Source organism: Gluconobacter sp. P5B12, from assembly GCF_018812035.1.
Classification (GTDB): Bacteria; Pseudomonadota; Alphaproteobacteria; order Acetobacterales; family Acetobacteraceae; genus Gluconobacter.
The window spans coordinates 219716-235878 of the sequence record NZ_JACRVV010000002.1 but is presented as its reverse complement, the minus strand read 5'-3'; the positions used below and the strand labels follow the sequence as shown (position 1 = coordinate 235878).

At 55.4% G+C, this 16163-nt stretch carries 15 protein-coding genes; 5 read left to right on the top strand and 10 right to left on the bottom strand.

Going from position 1 to position 16163, the window contains the following annotated elements:
• Nucleotides 1-62: 62 nt before the first annotated feature.
• On the bottom strand, nucleotides 63-827 hold the full coding sequence (locus tag KP702_RS05060) for a class I SAM-dependent methyltransferase (RefSeq protein WP_215768605.1): 765 nt from the start codon (nucleotides 825-827) through the stop codon (nucleotides 63-65).
• 83 nt (nucleotides 828-910) lie between these two features.
• Between KP702_RS05060 and KP702_RS05055 the strand changes: the two genes are divergently transcribed.
• Complete coding sequence (locus KP702_RS05055) at nucleotides 911-1708, top strand: helix-turn-helix transcriptional regulator (RefSeq protein ID WP_215768604.1); 798 nt, start codon at nucleotides 911-913, stop codon at nucleotides 1706-1708.
• The gene (locus KP702_RS05050) at nucleotides 1705-2172 is read left to right on the top strand and encodes a GNAT family N-acetyltransferase (RefSeq protein WP_215768603.1); all 468 of its coding nucleotides are present in this window, start codon (nucleotides 1705-1707) and stop codon (nucleotides 2170-2172) included. Before KP702_RS05055 ends, KP702_RS05050 begins: the two co-directional genes overlap by 4 nt.
• 65 nt (nucleotides 2173-2237) lie before the next feature.
• Here the strand turns inward: KP702_RS05050 and ssb are convergent, their stop codons facing one another.
• A complete protein-coding gene (ssb, locus tag KP702_RS05045) occupies nucleotides 2238-2819 on the bottom strand; it encodes a single-stranded DNA-binding protein (protein ID WP_086634612.1) in 582 nt (193 codons plus the stop codon).
• A 129-nt stretch (nucleotides 2820-2948) separates the two neighbouring features.
• On the opposite strand from ssb, the gene uvrA reads away from it, so the two are divergent.
• Nucleotides 2949-5981, top strand: a complete 3033-nt coding sequence (gene uvrA, locus KP702_RS05040; protein ID WP_202206990.1) for an excinuclease ABC subunit UvrA — start codon at nucleotides 2949-2951, stop codon at nucleotides 5979-5981.
• Between the two features lie 130 nt (nucleotides 5982-6111).
• On the opposite strand, the gene KP702_RS16410 is transcribed toward uvrA, so the two are convergent.
• The 3 genes from KP702_RS16410 to KP702_RS05030 all read right to left on the bottom strand — a co-directional run bounded on the left by KP702_RS16410 (nucleotide 6112) and on the right by KP702_RS05030 (nucleotide 8745).
• Nucleotides 6112-6243 carry a hypothetical protein gene (locus tag KP702_RS16410; protein ID WP_255494179.1) on the bottom strand — a complete coding sequence of 44 codons (132 nt, stop codon included), beginning with the start codon at nucleotides 6241-6243 and terminating at the stop codon, nucleotides 6112-6114.
• An 83-nt stretch (nucleotides 6244-6326) separates the two neighbouring features.
• A complete protein-coding gene (locus tag KP702_RS05035) occupies nucleotides 6327-7268 on the bottom strand; it encodes a rhodanese-related sulfurtransferase (protein WP_202207253.1) in 942 nt (313 codons plus the stop codon).
• A gap of 112 nt (nucleotides 7269-7380) precedes the next feature.
• Nucleotides 7381-8745, bottom strand: a complete 1365-nt coding sequence (locus KP702_RS05030) for an autotransporter strand-loop-strand O-heptosyltransferase (protein WP_202206989.1) — start codon at nucleotides 8743-8745, stop codon at nucleotides 7381-7383.
• A gap of 268 nt (nucleotides 8746-9013) precedes the next feature.
• Here KP702_RS05030 and guaD point away from each other — a divergent pair, with 268 nt between their 5' ends.
• The gene (gene guaD, locus KP702_RS05025; RefSeq protein ID WP_202206988.1) at nucleotides 9014-10324 is read left to right on the top strand and encodes a guanine deaminase; all 1311 of its coding nucleotides are present in this window, start codon (nucleotides 9014-9016) and stop codon (nucleotides 10322-10324) included.
• An 18-nt stretch (nucleotides 10325-10342) separates the two neighbouring features.
• Here guaD and KP702_RS05020 read toward each other — a convergent pair whose 3' ends face one another.
• From KP702_RS05020 to KP702_RS05000, 5 genes are read right to left on the bottom strand one after another with little or no spacing between them, the layout of a single operon-like run.
• Nucleotides 10343-11788 (bottom strand): nucleobase:cation symporter-2 family protein, encoded by a 1446-nt coding sequence (locus KP702_RS05020; RefSeq protein ID WP_202206987.1) that lies wholly within the window; start codon nucleotides 11786-11788, stop codon nucleotides 10343-10345.
• A 6-nt stretch (nucleotides 11789-11794) separates the two neighbouring features.
• Nucleotides 11795-12127, bottom strand: coding sequence for a hydroxyisourate hydrolase (gene uraH, locus KP702_RS05015; protein WP_202206986.1), 333 nt, complete (start codon nucleotides 12125-12127; stop codon nucleotides 11795-11797).
• Nucleotides 12124-12648 carry a 2-oxo-4-hydroxy-4-carboxy-5-ureidoimidazoline decarboxylase gene (uraD, locus tag KP702_RS05010; RefSeq protein ID WP_202206985.1) on the bottom strand — a complete coding sequence of 175 codons (525 nt, stop codon included), beginning with the start codon at nucleotides 12646-12648 and terminating at the stop codon, nucleotides 12124-12126. Before uraD ends, uraH begins: the two co-directional genes overlap by 4 nt.
• Nucleotides 12645-13544, bottom strand: a complete 900-nt coding sequence (gene puuE / locus KP702_RS05005) for an allantoinase PuuE (RefSeq protein ID WP_215768602.1) — start codon at nucleotides 13542-13544, stop codon at nucleotides 12645-12647. The genes uraD and puuE overlap by 4 nt, the downstream gene beginning before the upstream one ends.
• A gap of 16 nt (nucleotides 13545-13560) precedes the next feature.
• Nucleotides 13561-15012 carry a SidA/IucD/PvdA family monooxygenase gene (locus KP702_RS05000; protein ID WP_202206983.1) on the bottom strand — a complete coding sequence of 484 codons (1452 nt, stop codon included), beginning with the start codon at nucleotides 15010-15012 and terminating at the stop codon, nucleotides 13561-13563.
• Between the two features lie 171 nt (nucleotides 15013-15183).
• On the opposite strand from KP702_RS05000, the gene KP702_RS04995 reads away from it, so the two are divergent.
• Entirely contained in the window at nucleotides 15184-16092 is a 909-nt protein-coding gene (locus tag KP702_RS04995; RefSeq protein WP_215749824.1) for a LysR family transcriptional regulator, read from the top strand.
• Nucleotides 16093-16163: the final 71 nt, after the last annotated feature.

Genomic DNA, 16163 nt, shown 5'->3' with positions numbered 1-16163 from the left:
CACGCTAAAATACAGTCCGCACAGCATAGCCCATGCGCGGCCTACATGCCACACCCACCCCATTATGGCCTGTGAGACTGAAAAACGGTCACGTCCAGCAGGAAACTGCCGTCTTCTTCCAACCCCAGTCTTTCACGGACAGCTACAGGCGCACCACGCTGCAACGACCCGATGCCCTCTACACGCTCCGTCGGCGTTCGTGTTCGCGATACCCAGCTCTTAAATTCCATCCGCAAACGGCTGCGTCTCAGGCCATCCACAACAAAACCGGATCTTCCGAGAGCAGATACCCATTCTGTCACGGCATAATCCCTCACATGAGAGATATCCCGCATCAATTCCAACGTCTGGAGCCAACTATCGGACATAGCGTCTTCAGGAGCCGTAACATCGCCGAAAATAGCCAGACCTCCTGGCTTCAGAACGCGACGCACTTCTCTCAGACCAGCCTCAAAGCCTTCCCAATGATGGGCACTAAACCTGCATAAAACAGCGTCAAACACACAATCATCAAATGGAAGTGCTTCTGCGGCGCCCCGTTCAACAACAATGTTGCCAAGGCAACGGTCTTGAGCGGACCTGCTTACAGCAGCCAACATTCCGGCCGTGACATCGCAGGCGACAACCTGCCCGACATGTGGCGCAACAGCATAGCTGACATGCCCCCCGCCACAGCCAAGGTCCAGCACACGTTCAAACCCGCGACCCTGAACAGCCCGAACCATCACATCCAGATCATCGCCCTGATTATGCACCACGCTATTTACGTAAGATGATGCCCTGTCTTCATAATGCTTCGCAGCAAATTGTCCTGCCTGCCTAATCATCTGATTTTTCTCCCTTGGAGATCATCATCAGGCAACAAACAGTCAGGTATAAGATCCTATTTTATCATGGTATAAATTGCACCATGCCTACGTCCAGCCGCAAAACTCTTGGTCTGTTTCTTCGCACGCACCGGGAAAGGCTTGCCCCATCAGAAGCAGGATTGCTGACTCCATTACATCGCAGACGCACCCCAGGGCTACGCCGCGAGGAAACAGCTCAACTCTGCGGGATCAGCACGACATGGTACACGTGGCTGGAACAGGGACGCGACGTCTCATGCTCGGCCGCTACCCTGTCGCGCATTGCCACGGCTCTAAAACTGTCCATGACGGAAAGACGCTACCTTTTCACCTTGGCAGAACTGCGAGACCCTCACGGGGATCATACCGCACCAACTGCACCAGCCACACTTCTCAGCCTCCCGGAACAGATCTCCAACCCCGCTTATTTGCTCGATCCCATGTGGAATGTTCTGAGCGCAAATTCCGCAGCCAAAATCCTTTTCGATGTCTGGCTGAACAGCTCAGAGACCAATCAGCTGCGCTATGTTTTTCTGAACCCCCATGCCCGAATTTTCCTTACGGACTGGCTAACCCGCGCTCAGCGGCTTCTGGCCGAGTTTCGGGCCGATACAGTTTCGAGTGCCCGTACCGAACTTTTTCAGACACTTGTCTCAACCCTTCAGAGAGAAAGTCCGGAATTTAACCGTTTCTGGGAAGACCAAAGCGTCCTCCCCAGAGAAGGAGGGCAGCGGAGCTTTCAACATCCAACACAAGGCCTTCTCCACTACGATCAAACAACGTTCATCCCGACAGCTCATGCGGGCTATAAACTTGTCATTCTGTCCAGAAGCACGGCCACTCCGGATTCCACCTTATGAACCCGAACTACACTCTCCGCCCAGCCGATTTTTCCGACCAAGAAACACGCGACCTTTTGGCCCTTCATCTTGCCGGAATGCACGAAAACACCCCTGCTGGACACGTCTTCGCCTTGGATCTGGCTGCTCTCACCTCATCAGATATCGAGGTCTGGACTGTCCACCACCGGGGCCACGTTGCTGGCATTGGTGCGCTAAAACGATTGCGTGCTCAGGACGGTGAGCTCAAATCCATGCGGACTCATCCGGATTTTTTAAGACAGGGCATCGCCAGCAGTCTTCTGGATCATCTCATTCACAGAGCACGCTCTCTGGGCCTGAAAAAGCTCAACCTTGAAACCGGCCAGAATTCCTCTTTCGAACCCGCACTAAAGCTCTACAAGGCCCGAGGCTTTCAACTCGGTAAACCTTTCGCTGACTATCAGGCCTCTAAGTTCAACCAGTTCCTTCATCTGGCGCTCTGAAACGGGCCTTTCACGCATAAAAAAACCGGACTGACACTAGCCAGCCCGGTTCTCCGGAAAATCCCTTAGAACGGGATTTCGTCATCCAGATCGTTATCTGGCGGAGCATCCCAGCCACCGCCCCGACTGCCCGACGCGCCACCTGCGCTACCGCCGCTACTCCGAGAGCCGCCGCCAAAGCCGCCTTCACTGCTACCGCTCCGGCTTCCACCACCAAAGCCACCGCCGTTGTTGCTTCCGCCACCGTAGGACGAACCACCACCGTCGAAGCCACCGCCTTCATCACCGCCACTGCGGTTACTGTCGAGGAGCACCAACTCACCGCGGAAGCGATCGATCGTCACTTCCGTCGTGTAACGCTCCTGGCCGGACTGGTCGGTCCACTTACGGGTCCGCAGTTCACCTTCGAGGTAAACCTTGCGCCCCTTGCGCAGAAAACGCTCAGCCACATCGCCCAGGCGATCATTGAAAATGACGACGCGATGCCATTCCGTACGCTCGCGGCGCTCACCGGACTGACGGTCGTTCCATGTTTCAGACGTGGCGATCGTCAGATTGACAACCTTCCCGCCTGACTGCGTGTTCCGGACTTCCGGGTCCTTGCCCAGATTCCCGACCAGAATCACCTTATTGACGCTGCCTGCCATTCCGTACCAACCAATTTTCTCGAATTGTTCTTTTCATATGATCCTAAACGCCCATCTATAATTGATCCAGCGCCGTTCAGGCGCGTTCCGATTTTTAACAATCGCTTTTCTGCACATTCCGGGGTTTTCGTGAGCTTTCCAGACAATCATTCGATCCGTGTCCGTGGTGCCCGCGCCCACAATCTCAAGAATATCGATGTCACGATTCCCCGTGACTCCCTGACGATCATCACGGGTCTCTCCGGCTCCGGAAAGTCGTCTCTCGCCTTCGATACGATCTATGCCGAAGGTCAGCGCCGATATGTGGAAAGTCTTTCCGCTTACGCCCGCCAGTTCCTTGAACTGATGGGCAAGCCGGATGTGGACTCCATTGAGGGTCTCTCCCCGGCCATCTCGATCGAACAAAAAACGACCTCAAAGAACCCCCGCTCCACCGTCGGCACCATCACGGAAATCCATGACTACATGCGCCTTCTCTGGGCGCGCGTGGGTGTTCCTTATTCACCCGCAACCGGCCTTCCTATTGAAGCCCAGACGGTCAGCCAAATGGTAGATCGCGTCATGGCGCTTCCTGAAGGCACGCGCCTCATGCTGCTGGCGCCGGTCGTCCGGGACCGTAAAGGGGATTGCAAACGCGAACTGGCAGACCTGGCTCGCAAGGGCTTCACGCGCGTCAAAATTGACGGTGAGCTTTACGAAATTGCCGAAGCCCCCGAACTCAATCGCAAGACCCGCCACAATGTCGAAGTCGTGGTGGACCGGATTGTCGTCAAACCTGACCTCGAATCCCGTCTGGCAGACAGCTTTGAGACAGCCCTCGAACTCTCCGACGGTCTCGCCTACGCGGAAGAAGTCAGGCGTGCGGGAGAAACAGCTGCCCCCGCCCACATCGTTTTCTCCTCACGTTTCGCCTGCCCTGTTTCAGGCTTTACGATTGAGGAAATCGAACCCCGTCTGTTTTCCTTCAATGCACCAATGGGCGCCTGTCCGACCTGCGATGGTATCGGTACGGAAACCCATTTTGACGAGAACCTGATCGTCAGTGACGACACCCTGACACTTTCTGAAGGTGTGATTGCCCCTTGGAGTGGTGCCAGCACGGACTGGTATGACCAGACTCTTGCAGCTCTTGCTCGCCATTGCGGGGACACCATGAACACGCCATGGCGAGACCTAAAAGCCGAAACCAGGGATTTGATCCTGTACGGTTCCAAAGAGCCCATCGCCATTCCGTATCGTGATGGCAGCAAGGTCCATACCGTTACAAAACCCTTTGAAGGCGTGCTCAAAAACCTGCGCCGACGCATGGCGCAGACAGACAGCATGTGGGTCCGCGAGGAACTGTCGCGCTATCAGTCAGAAAAGCCCTGCCACACCTGCCATGGCGCACGCCTGAAACCTGAAGCCCTCTGCGTAAAGGTCAATGACCTGAACATCGCCGAAGCATCAGATATGCAGATCCGCAAGGCACTGGACTGGTTTTCCGGTGTTGAAGTTACCCTCACCCCACAACGTGCCGAAATCGCGCGCCGCATTCTTCGCGAAATCACGGATCGCCTACACTTCCTCGATGATGTTGGCCTGGACTACCTCACCCTTTCCCGCGGATCCGCCACACTTTCTGGCGGTGAAAGCCAGCGTATCCGGCTGGCGTCCCAGATTGGCTCGGGTCTGACAGGCGTTCTGTATGTGCTTGATGAACCGTCCATCGGCCTGCATCAGCGCGACAACGAGCGCCTTCTCGGCACACTGGAGCGCCTCAAACGCCTTGGAAACACGGTCATCGTCGTCGAGCATGACGAAGATGCCATCCGTGCTGCTGATTACCTTATCGATATGGGGCCTGGTGCTGGCACGCGGGGCGGAAACGTCATCGCAATCGGCACACCTGCGGAAGTAGCCAAGAATAAAGAAAGCCTGACTGGTGCCTATCTTTCGGGTCGGAAGTTTATTCCAGTTCCGGAAAATCGACGCACCTCGGACAAAACACTCACATTGGTTGGAGCCAAGGGAAACAATCTCAAGGATCTGACCGTGGATTTCCCACTGGGGACCTTTATTGCGGTCACTGGTGTATCAGGCGGCGGCAAGTCCACCCTGGTCGTGGATACCCTTTACAAAGCACTGTCCCGGCAGCTCATGAAATCGAGCCAGTCTCCACTCCCTTATGACCGACTGGAAGGCGTAGAGAACCTCGATAAAATCATCGAAATCGATCAGTCTCCAATTGGCCGTACCCCCCGTTCCAACCCCGCCACCTACACGGACCTGTTCGCCCCTATCCGGGACTGGTTTGCCGAACTCCCGGAATCCAAGGCACGCGGTTACAAACCAGGCCGCTTCTCCTTCAATGTAAAGGGCGGCCGCTGCGAAGCCTGTCAGGGCGATGGCGTCCTGAAAATCGAAATGCACTTCCTGCCTGACGTCTTTGTCACCTGTGACACCTGCAAAGGCGCGCGGTACAATCGTGAAACGCTGGAAGTGAAGTTCCGTGGCAATTCCATCGCTGATGTACTTGCCATGACTGTGGACGAGGCGTTGCCGTTCTTTCAGGCTGCGCCCAGAATTCGGGACCGCCTCGCCATTCTCCAGCAGGTTGGTCTTGGCTATGTCGCCCTGGGCCAACAGGCAACCACGCTTTCAGGCGGTGAAGCCCAGCGCGTCAAACTGTCCAAGGAACTCGCCAAACGGGCTACGGGTCGCACGCTCTACATTCTTGATGAGCCTACCACAGGTCTGCACACAGAAGACGTCCGCAAGCTGCTGGAAGTGCTGCATACGCTGGTCGATCAGGGCAACACCATTTTGGTGATCGAGCATAATCTGGAGGTCATCAAGACAGCAGACTGGCTGATCGATATCGGACCAGAAGGCGGTGATGGTGGCGGCAAGATCGTAGCCGCAGGAACACCGGAAGACATTGCTGCCTGCAAAGCAAGCCACACTGGCCGCTTCTTGGCCCCCCTTCTGGATGCGCCCGGTGTCAGGCAGCACCGTGAGCCCACAGGCAAAAGAATCACTCAGGCGATGATTGCCGCCAGCTTGCCCCAAAAGGCGGAGCGAGCCCCAGCCAAAACAACAAAAGTGCCTAAGGCAAAAATAGTGGCGGACAAGAAACCTCGTGGCCGCCCCTCAGGCTCCCGCAACAAAACCAAAGTCTGATTCCTGATCAAGTCCTGAAGAGCCCCGTTCTTCAGGACAACAAAGGACGCTACGCAAGCCAGGCTACAAAAAGGTGTCAAAGGCCGTCGTCACAATGCCTTCCAGATCAGAGTGATCGGGAGCCAGAAATTCAGCCCCCGACAGGCGACACCAGAACAGTAATCGCAAAAAACGCAGCCGTACCCTTTCCAAGCGGGTATGCTGGTGCAAACCCCACGGCAACAATCAACATACGAGACGGCAGCCAGATTAGAGCAATCATCAGCGCTCAGCGGTCCGGATCATCCTCCTAGAACAATCCATTTGCTCCCTTCTGAGAAGAATTACCGGCTGACTGGTCGGCAGTTATTTCTGCTGAGTACCGAGATGCTCTTTCCCGCGCTGGCGCGCCAGCTTCTCCTGTAGCTCACGGGCAGCATATCGCTGGCGCTGCTCTTCTGTCCGTTCGTTATGACAATGGGGGCAAGAGACGCCTTGTACAAACATCGGAGAAGCCTTGTCTTTCTCACTGACAGGGCGACGACAGGCGTGACAAACATCGTAGCTGCCAATTTCCAGACCATGCTTCACGGAAACACGCTGGTCAAAGACGAAACATTCCCCTTCCCAAAGGCTTTCTTCCTCTGGAACAGTCTCCAGATATTTCAGAATACCGCCTTTGAGATGGTAAACTTCGTCCAATCCCTCTGCCTTCACAAAAGACGTAGACTTCTCACAGCGAATTCCGCCTGTGCAGAACATGGCAATCTTTGGAACTCGGCCTGTTGCCTCAAGCTCCTTGCGCCGGTTCCGGAACCACTCCGGAAACTCCCGGAATGACCGTGTTTTGGGATCTTCAGCCCCCTTGAAAGTCCCGATCGCGACTTCGTAGTCATTCCGGGTATCAATCACGATCGTATCCGGATCAGAAATCAGAGCATTCCATTCATCTGGTGCCAGATACTGACCAACATCCTTGCGAGGATCGATATTAGGCTGTCCCATGGTGACGATCTCTTTTTTGAGACGCACCTTCATGCGGCGGAAGGGCATTTCCGGCGCACGAGATTCCTTAATCTCCAGTTCCTCACATCCGGGCATCGCCCGAATATGCTCCAGCACCCGTTCCATGCCTTCGTCTGAACCAGCGATCGTTCCGTTAATGCCCTCTGGCGCCAGAAGCAGAATGCCTTTGATGCCTGCGCGGTCGCAGACCTCCTGCAAAGGCCCGCGCAACGCAACGATGTCTTCAAACGGCGTGAAGTTGTAAAGCGCGACGATACGGATCGGCGGAAGAGCATCAGACACAGGGCAACCATCCAGCTCTGCGACCGCAGGCAGACCCACGATCAGGTGATAATGTGCCCCCGCCAATATCAGGCTCGCGCCTTCAATTCCAGAAAACTCCTGAACCTGAGCCTCAGGCGACTGAGGCGGTTGCTGCTTCTGCGAGAGGTAGTCCGCGATCCTTGATCACGCGACGCACCGTCTGAATGACCTGCGATCCAGTAATCAGACGCGTGCATTCAAACTGCCGCTCCGTTCCCTTGTGGCGGGGGCACCAGAAGAAATCCTTGTGATCGAACTGATGCCTCGGGTCGTTCCAGCACGAATTGCAGGTGTGCCAGTTGATGATGCGATAGGGCGTGAAAAATTCATTGTCCGGATGCGTGAAGCCGGAAATCATGACGACAGGTGTCCCAGCTGCATGCGCCAGCCAAGCCAGACCACTGGAGAGGCCAATGAAGAAACTGGCATGCTTCAGCCAACGCGCACGTTCTGACAACGGACGGCTGCCAGTCTCGTCTTCTGCACCATGGGGAATGTGATTGTAGACATATCCTGTTCCATGGAACGTTTTCTGATCAATGCAGATCACGCGATACCCAGCAGACTTCAGAAAGCCAATAACCTCCTGCCACCCAGCCGGATTATTCCAGTATTTGCACTGAGTACTCGCCTGCGTCGCAATCACGACATATGGCCCCTCAATAGGAGGCGTATCCCCATCCTGAATTGTAATGCCAGGCGGGTTATCGTTCCAGGGATCAACACCTAGAATATAAGCTGCGGTGCGGTGCAGACCCACATGCCGGAAGTCTGTTGGCTGATGTGTCAGCTCGGTATCCGTGAAAAACAGGCCTATATTATACGAAGCATAGAATCCGGACGTGAACGTCTTGTTTGTCTGAGCTTCATCGTGACCAACCAGAGTAATATCCGGATTGGCGTCTTTCACCAGTGGCAGAATCACATCTGCAACCGAGCAGGACACTTTCGCTCCCGTTTGCTGGGCCAAGCGAATAGCAGCGGGCAGCCAGGCAATCGTGTCTCCCAGAGTTCCAACAGGAAGCTGCACCAGAACAGGTTTTCCATTCAGAGAAAGTTCATGATGCAGAATATCCTCCCGTGTTCCGTCAGGCTTTTCCAGCCAGACATCAATCCGGAATGGAACAAAGTACTTCTTGGTGGATGAAACCATCCCGCCCTTGAGCCGGGCATCGAAAAGAATATTTCCCGTCGAATAATCTGAAAGCCTGACATGCCACTGCCCCAACTCCGGAGCGATATCCGGCACCATGACGCGGGCACCATCATTGAAGTCAAAGCGGACACCCTGTCCCCCTTCGACAACTGGAACAGCCGGAATGGCCAGATAGGGGCTCTTTTCGTCCTCCTTCTGCACAACACTTCCATCAACGGGTAAAGTACTCTCCTGCGGAAGGCCTGAGGCAGGTGTTACAGTTTCTGCAAGCTGGGAAGAAACAGAGGTCACATCAGACATAAGTAGAAGCGTCTCCAAACCGTCCCCGCAGGCCGTACAGAGACAGAGAACCGTCCCCACCGCACCCACAAAAGCAGGCTCAATACTGAAAGTTGAAAACCATTTTCAAATCTGCATCCATCTCTTGATAAAGAGACGCTGCCCACTCTGCCACAAAACAGTGCCAAGGTTAAAATAGACTAACGACCCTTGGACATTAAAAGAAACTTTCACCTATCCACCAGAGATCGTTCCCTGGTCGGAAATGCTGTGCGATACCGGAAAGATCATGACAGACCATACTGCCATCCGCGGCCCCTTCCTGACTTTCCACACTGACCCATTCACGGTCGATCCCATGGCGGCGGTAACGCATCAGCCGGATGGCTTGATTCTATGCAAAGATGGCATCATTACCGCCGCCGGAGCATGGGACGATCTGAAAGATCAGATCCCTGAAGGCACTGCCGTAGATCATTATCCAGACCGGCTGATTTCAGCAGGAATGATCGATACTCACGTCCATTATCCTCAGCTTCCGGTGATTGCCTCGTATGGGGAACAACTCCTGGAATGGCTGGAAACTTACGTTTTCCCTGCTGAGGCCCGCTACGCCGATATCACTTATGCACGCCAAATTGCCCGCAGTTTTTTGAAAGAACTTCTCCGCGTCGGTACAACAACGGCCGCCGTGTACTGCACTGTTCACCCGGAATCCGTCGATGCTTTTTTTGAGGAATCAGAACGTCTCAATACCTGCATGATCGCAGGGAAGGTCCTGATGGACCGAAATGCGCCTGACAACCTGCGAGACACTGCCCAGACAGGTTACGATCAGTCTGCCGCCCTTATCGAACGCTGGCATGGTCGCGGACGGCAGCTTTACGCCGTCACACCGCGCTTTGCCCCTACCAGCACACCCGAACAACTGGATTTGGCTGGATCTCTCCTTGCTACCCGCTCTGACCTCTTCATGCAGACGCACCTGCTCGAGAACCGGTCTGAGATCGAATGGGTCAAGGAACTCTTTCCCACCCGCTCATCCTACCTAGACGTATACGACAAGTCCGGCCTTCTGCGCCCTCGCGCCATTCTGGCTCACGCTGTGCACGCACAGGAAGAAGATTTCCAGCGCTGCCATGATACAGGCTGCTCCATCGCGCACTGCCCTGGTTCAAACCAGTTCCTGGGTAGTGGATCGTTTCCCCTGTTCAACGCTTTGAAGCCTGAACGACGTGTTAAAATCGGTATCGGCAGCGATGTGGGCGCTGGGCCATCCCTCTCCCTGCTTCAGGTTCTGTCGGACGGATACAAGGTCGCGCAAGGCCTGGGTACAAAACTTCACCCAGCTCAAGGTCTCTGGTTAGCGACTGTAGGGGGAGCTCAGTCTTTAGGGCTTGAAGATCATATTGGCGCCATCAGACCCGGCCTTCATGCAGATCTCTGCGTGTTCGATCCTACTGCGACACCTCTCGGAAAAATTCGTACCCAGACGGCAGAGACCCTGTCTGACCTCCTGTTTGCCCTGACCATGCTGGGTGATGACCGTAGCATCGAGGCCACATATGTCGCCGGTCAGAAGGTCCACACCCGGAATTGATATCTCGCCTGCAGCCCCTCAGCCGAACCGACGCTGTGGCCCTTCGACTATAGGGTCTTCAGCGTCTACAGACAGGCCCATCAGAATCCGTTCATCGGGCAGATCGGCCACGACGATGTCCGCTTCTGGATCAACTGCCAGTGTCCGACGGACATTGAACAGCAGATGCAGGAAAATGGCGGACAATGCCCCTAAGGTAATACCGCTTCCAAAGACAATCTGCGCCCACATCGGGAACGTATCCGAGATATGAGGCTGCGCCGTCGCCAGCATTCCAAGGCCGATGCTTGTTCCAACAATGATGACATTACTCTGCCGATTGAAGTCCACTCGCGTCAGCGTCTGAACACCGACAACAGCAACTGTGGCAAACATCGCCAGCGCGGCACCACCCAGAACGGGTAACGGAACCGCCGCCACAATCGCCCCGAGCTTTGGCAGACATCCGAGCATCATCATGATGACAGCCGCAGACGCCACCACCCAACGGCTTTTCACTCCAGTCATGCGCACAAGACCGACATTTTCAGCAAAGCAGGTATAGGGGAAAGAATTAAAGACACCGCCGAGCAGCGTTGCAATGCCATCTGCCCGCAACGTGCGCGCAATGTCTTCCCGCGTGATGGTCTTCCCGACAATTTCCCCCGTCGCGTACACATTGCCGATTGTCTCGACCATGGTGATAATCATTACGATCACCATCGACAGGATCGGAACCACGTGGAAAGTGGGTGTCCCAAAGAAAAAGGGCTGTGTGAGTGACACAAACGGCGCGGAAGCAACGCCATCAAAATGTGCATCACCCAAAAGCCAGGCAGCCATCGTACCGACACACAGCCCAATCAGCACGGCGATAGTCGCAATAAACCCCCGAAACAAGCGCTGCACAACCAGAATACTTGCCAGCGTTCCCAGCCCGTAACACAGGCTTCGCAAAGGCACTTGATCCTGCACAAGTCCCGGTCCGTGCCCGGAAACAATGTCGTTAGCCGCGACAGGTAAGAGTGCCAGACCAATCACAAGAATGATGGAGCCTGTCACGACAGGCGGGAAAAACCGCACAAGTTTCGCGAAATGCGGCGCCAGAAGCAGGGTCACAATCCCTGCGATAATGACTGATCCATAGATCGATAGCAGACCTGGCGTTCCGCCCCCTACCGCCGACCCGATAGCAATCATCGGACCTACCGCCGTAAACGTCACCCCTTGCAGAAGCGGCAAACGAACCCCTACCGGTCCAAAACCAACAGCCTGCAACAGGGACGCAATCCCACAAGTGAACAGATCTGCATCAATCAGATGAATCAGCGTTTCCTGTGGGAGGTGCAAAGCCCCTGCCACAAGAATGGGGACAATCACCGCCGCTGAATAGAACGCCAAAATATGCTGGAAGCCATAAGCCCCCAGCCGCCAGAGCGGGAGCTTCTCATCAACCGGATGAACCACAGAAGTGTCAGACGCCATCAGGTCTCAGCTTCCACGATATGTGGAATATCCATAAGGCGCCGCCAGCAGCGGAACATGCGCATGCGTGCCCTCACCCAGACCGAACACAATCGGCACAACATCCAGAAAGGGCGGATCAGACAGCACATGCCCCGCCGCCCGGAAATACGCACCAATCTCGAATTCCAGACGATAGGTTCCACGTTCCAGCGAGATCTCCCGCAAGGCGGGGCAACGCCCATCATGATCCGTCACGCCTTCGAAAAGAACAGCATCTTCCTGAAAAAGCCGGAAAGACACCCCAGCCGCCGGACGGCCCGAGACCGTATCCAGAATATGCGTGGATAATGAGCTCATGATGTCACCAGATCTTTCAGTCTCAGCCCTGCAATCGCATCGATCTGCGAGAGGGCTTCCCTCAGTTCCGCCTCGGGCGTCCCGCCCAGACGACGTTCCATTTCATCCATGATGACCCTCTTGGCCATTTGCCCGGGGGCCGCGACTTTACGCACGCAGATCACAAACGGCATGGAAAAAGCCTTCCCATAGGCCGCATTCAGCGTCTTGAATCGCTCGTATTCCGCAGGCGTCAGACGATCCAGCCCGGCAGAGGCCTGCTCGGATGCAGACTCCGCCGTCAGATCCGGATCAACTCCCGCACGATGACCAAGTTCAGGATGCGCCCGCACCAGTGCCAACTGAGCTTTCTCGCCCGCATCCCGCACAACAGCAGAAAACGCCGCAAGCATGGCCTCTACACCAGCAAATGGCCGCGCTGCCAGAGCACCTTCAGCCACCCAGGGCGAATGCTCGTAAAGCCCGCCAAACGTCTGGACGAAAACATCCGACGTCATGGCATTCACATCGGAAATCTTCATGCGGGATGCACACTCATCCAGTGCTGCGCAATATCAAGCCGGGATGCCACCCAAACATTCTCATGGGACGCCACATGCTCCAGAAAACGCTGAAGCGCCAGCGCACGCGCAGGCTTGCCGGCCAAACGACAATGAAGCCCGATGGACATCATACGCCCCCCTTCCGCATACAGCATGTCGAACGTATCCCGCAGATACCGGAAGAACTGCTCGCCCTCGGTAAAACCGTTGAGCGCCGCAAACTTCATATCATTGGCATCAAGCGTGTAAGGCACGATCAACTGCGGCTTGCCATGGGAGCGATCATAGTACGGCAGATCATCCGCATAAGAATCAGCATCGTAAACAAAGCCGCCCTCTTCCACGATCAGACGGGCCGTGTTCGGGCTGGTGCGGCCCTGATACCACCCCAACGGGCGCTCCCCGACCACTTCGGTATGAAGCGCAATCGCCTCACGAATATGCTCGCGCTCCACGTCTTCCGGGAAATCCTGATAATCAATCCAGCGCAGGCCGTGCGTGGCAATTTCCCAGCCACTCTCCTTCATGGCGGCCACCGCATCCGGGTTGCGCGCCAAGGCTTTGGCCACACCGAACACGGTTGTGGTCATGCCAGCCTTTTCAAACAGACGATGCAAACGCCAGAAACCAGCACGACTACCGTACTCGTAAAGGCTTTCCATTTGCGCACAGCGTGCACCAATGATGGACTTCGTCCCGACCATTTCAGACAGGAAAGCCTCCGATCCCGCATCTCCATGCAGGACCGAGTTTTCCGCGCCTTCTTCATAGTTGATGACGAACTGAACCGCGATCCGCGCCCCACCCGGCCATTTCGGGTCAGGCAGAGTTCGGCCATAGCCAATCATGTTACGGGGATAAGTGTTCGTGCTCATCTGGACTGCCTCCCCCTCAAACCGTTGGCGGATCAAGGCTGATCAGTTCTTCCGTGTCATAGGACAGCAGACTTTCCAGATGTTTCTCACCATCCTCAACAAACAGGTCACGCGCAATACCGCGCGTCAGCTTCTCGACACCAAAGCGCATACCACTGATGGACGCCCCTGAAAGACCCATGCTGGGCATGGACGCAAACGTGAAATTGTAGATTGCCGCCAGCATCGGGGCCTTCGGATCGGCCGGATCTTTCGGCAGGAACTGGAAACGCTGCCCCAGATAGGGATGGCTGGACAGCAGCGTGCTTTCCTCCCCTTCTGGCGCCGTGAAATGGTCGCTCCACAGCATGACGGAGTCCGCGAAATCCTGCGTTTCCGGACGGTGCTTCAGATCAATCGAGAAGCCAGTACCAATAATCAGGAAGTCAAAGCGCATCTCGCCATTGGGCGTTTCAACCACAACCTCATCGCCGTCCATACGCGCAGAATTCCATGGCGTCCCCGGATGAAACGCAAAGTTCTCATGCTTGCGGCAACGCCAGAACGTATCCTGCGGCGGCGGCTGGTTCAGATTGTAGATGCAGCGCATGAAGCGCCAGCGGGTCAGATCCGGCAGTTCTGAAAAATGCGCAAGGAAGCCCGCATTTTCCATCCAGCGATACGGATTGATGGCCGGAATCTTCGTACGACGCAGACACAGATCCACACGCCCCACACCGGATTCCAACGCCGTCGCAGCATTATCAAAAGCGGACGCACCAGCGCCCAGAACGCCGATCCGCTTGCCCTTCAGAGCCTCGAAATCAATATTCTCATGCGTGTGGGCATAAACCGACTTCGGAAGGTTCTCCGAAATGAATGGGGGAACGAACCAGGCTCCGCCACCATCAATTCCCGTAGCCAGAACCATCCGGCGCGCCCAGCGCTTTGTCTCGACACCAGCAGCATTTCGGAATGTCAGACGCAGAAGGCCGTCTTTCCATTCCACATGAACCAGTTCCTGGTCGTTGACGACCGGCAGTTCGAGCGTATCACGCACCCAATCCAGATAGGACTGCCAGTCATGCCGTGAGATCTTGTCGAGCGATTGCCAGGCTTCCTTGCCATACCGCGCTTCATACCAAGACTGCGGCGTCAGATTGGGAACACCCAGATCCGGCCCCGTCACATGCTTCGGCGTCCGCAACGTGATCATCCGGGCAAACGTGACCCACGGGCCTTCTCCACCCTTTGCAGCGCGCTCAAAAATTTGCGTGTTCGTTACGCCCTGACGGCGCAGTCCGAAACAGGCTGTCAGCCCACCTTGTCCGCCGCCAATAATGGCAACATCCAGAACATCTTCACCGTCTTTCTGAACCGGAATATTCCAGTTTCCGGTTGCGTACCTGATCTTCGCAAGATCCTCATGAACCTGCGCCGAAAGGGTGGCCAGGCCGTCAGTCGGGGAAGGGGAACGTGTCATGAGCATCTTATCCTAAAGAACAGGCACAGGATCGTGGTCTTTCATAAGAAATGACCAGAGTTTCTTCCTGTGTCAAAATGACAGGATTAACCTGCCTCTCTGAAGTGTTTCATAGAGGGGCATTCTCGTATATCTCAGAAAAACGTCCCTGCCGTTCTCGAAAAAAGAGCGTATCCCATGCCGGTTTTCTCCCGCTTCCTTCGCTACTTCCTGTCCGTTGCCCAATATGGCTCGATCCGGAAAGCCTCCGAACACCTACGGATTGCGGCGTCTGCCATCGACCGCCAGATTCTGCATGGTGAGGAAGCTCTCGGCACTCCACTCTTTGAGCGCCTGCCCAGCGGCCTGCGTCTGACAGCCGCTGGCGAACTCCTTTATACCAAAGGCAAGCAGTGGACGCGGGAAATGCAGGAAGTCCGCACCCAGCTTGAAGACATGCGCGGATTGAGACGGGGACAGGTGGACATAGCTCTGCCTGATGCCCTGACCACAGGATTTCTCCCCCGTATTCTGAAAGACCTGCGGAAAAGCCATCCCGGCATTACCATCTGCACCCATGTGCTGGACAACGCTGCCATTCAGCAGGCGCTCATCAGTGGAGATGTTGATTTTGCGCTCCTCCTGAATCCGACACAGGCCCGCGGCCTGCTCGTCCGCACTCATATCGATTACCCCTTGGGTTTCGTCTGCCTTCCCGACCATCCGATAGCCAAAAACAAGGATGCTCGTTTCAGCACCTGTGCCGAATACCCAATGGTCATGCCCCAACAACCTCTCGCACTACAGCGACAGATTGAAATTCTGGAAATTGACAGCAATGTCAGCGTCCAGCCTGCTGCATCCTCCGATAATATCCAGATGATAAAGTCATTGGTCCTGGAAGGCGTCGGACTGGGAATCCTGAGTCGGCTTGATGCCATGAAGGAAATTCTCAGTGGTGAACTGGCTTTCGTCCCCATTTCAAACAGGGATGTTTCCCCACTGACCCTGGCTCTATGCGTGGATCAGGCTCGGCAGCTTTCCGGAGCAGCAAGACTGGTGATTGCAGAAGTGGAGAAAACCTTCTTGCATCCAACAGAGACATAACTTCGGAAGCAGCATGCTGAACGACAAACTCTACACCGCGTTAGGAAGGGCAGGCATAAGCCAGAACATCT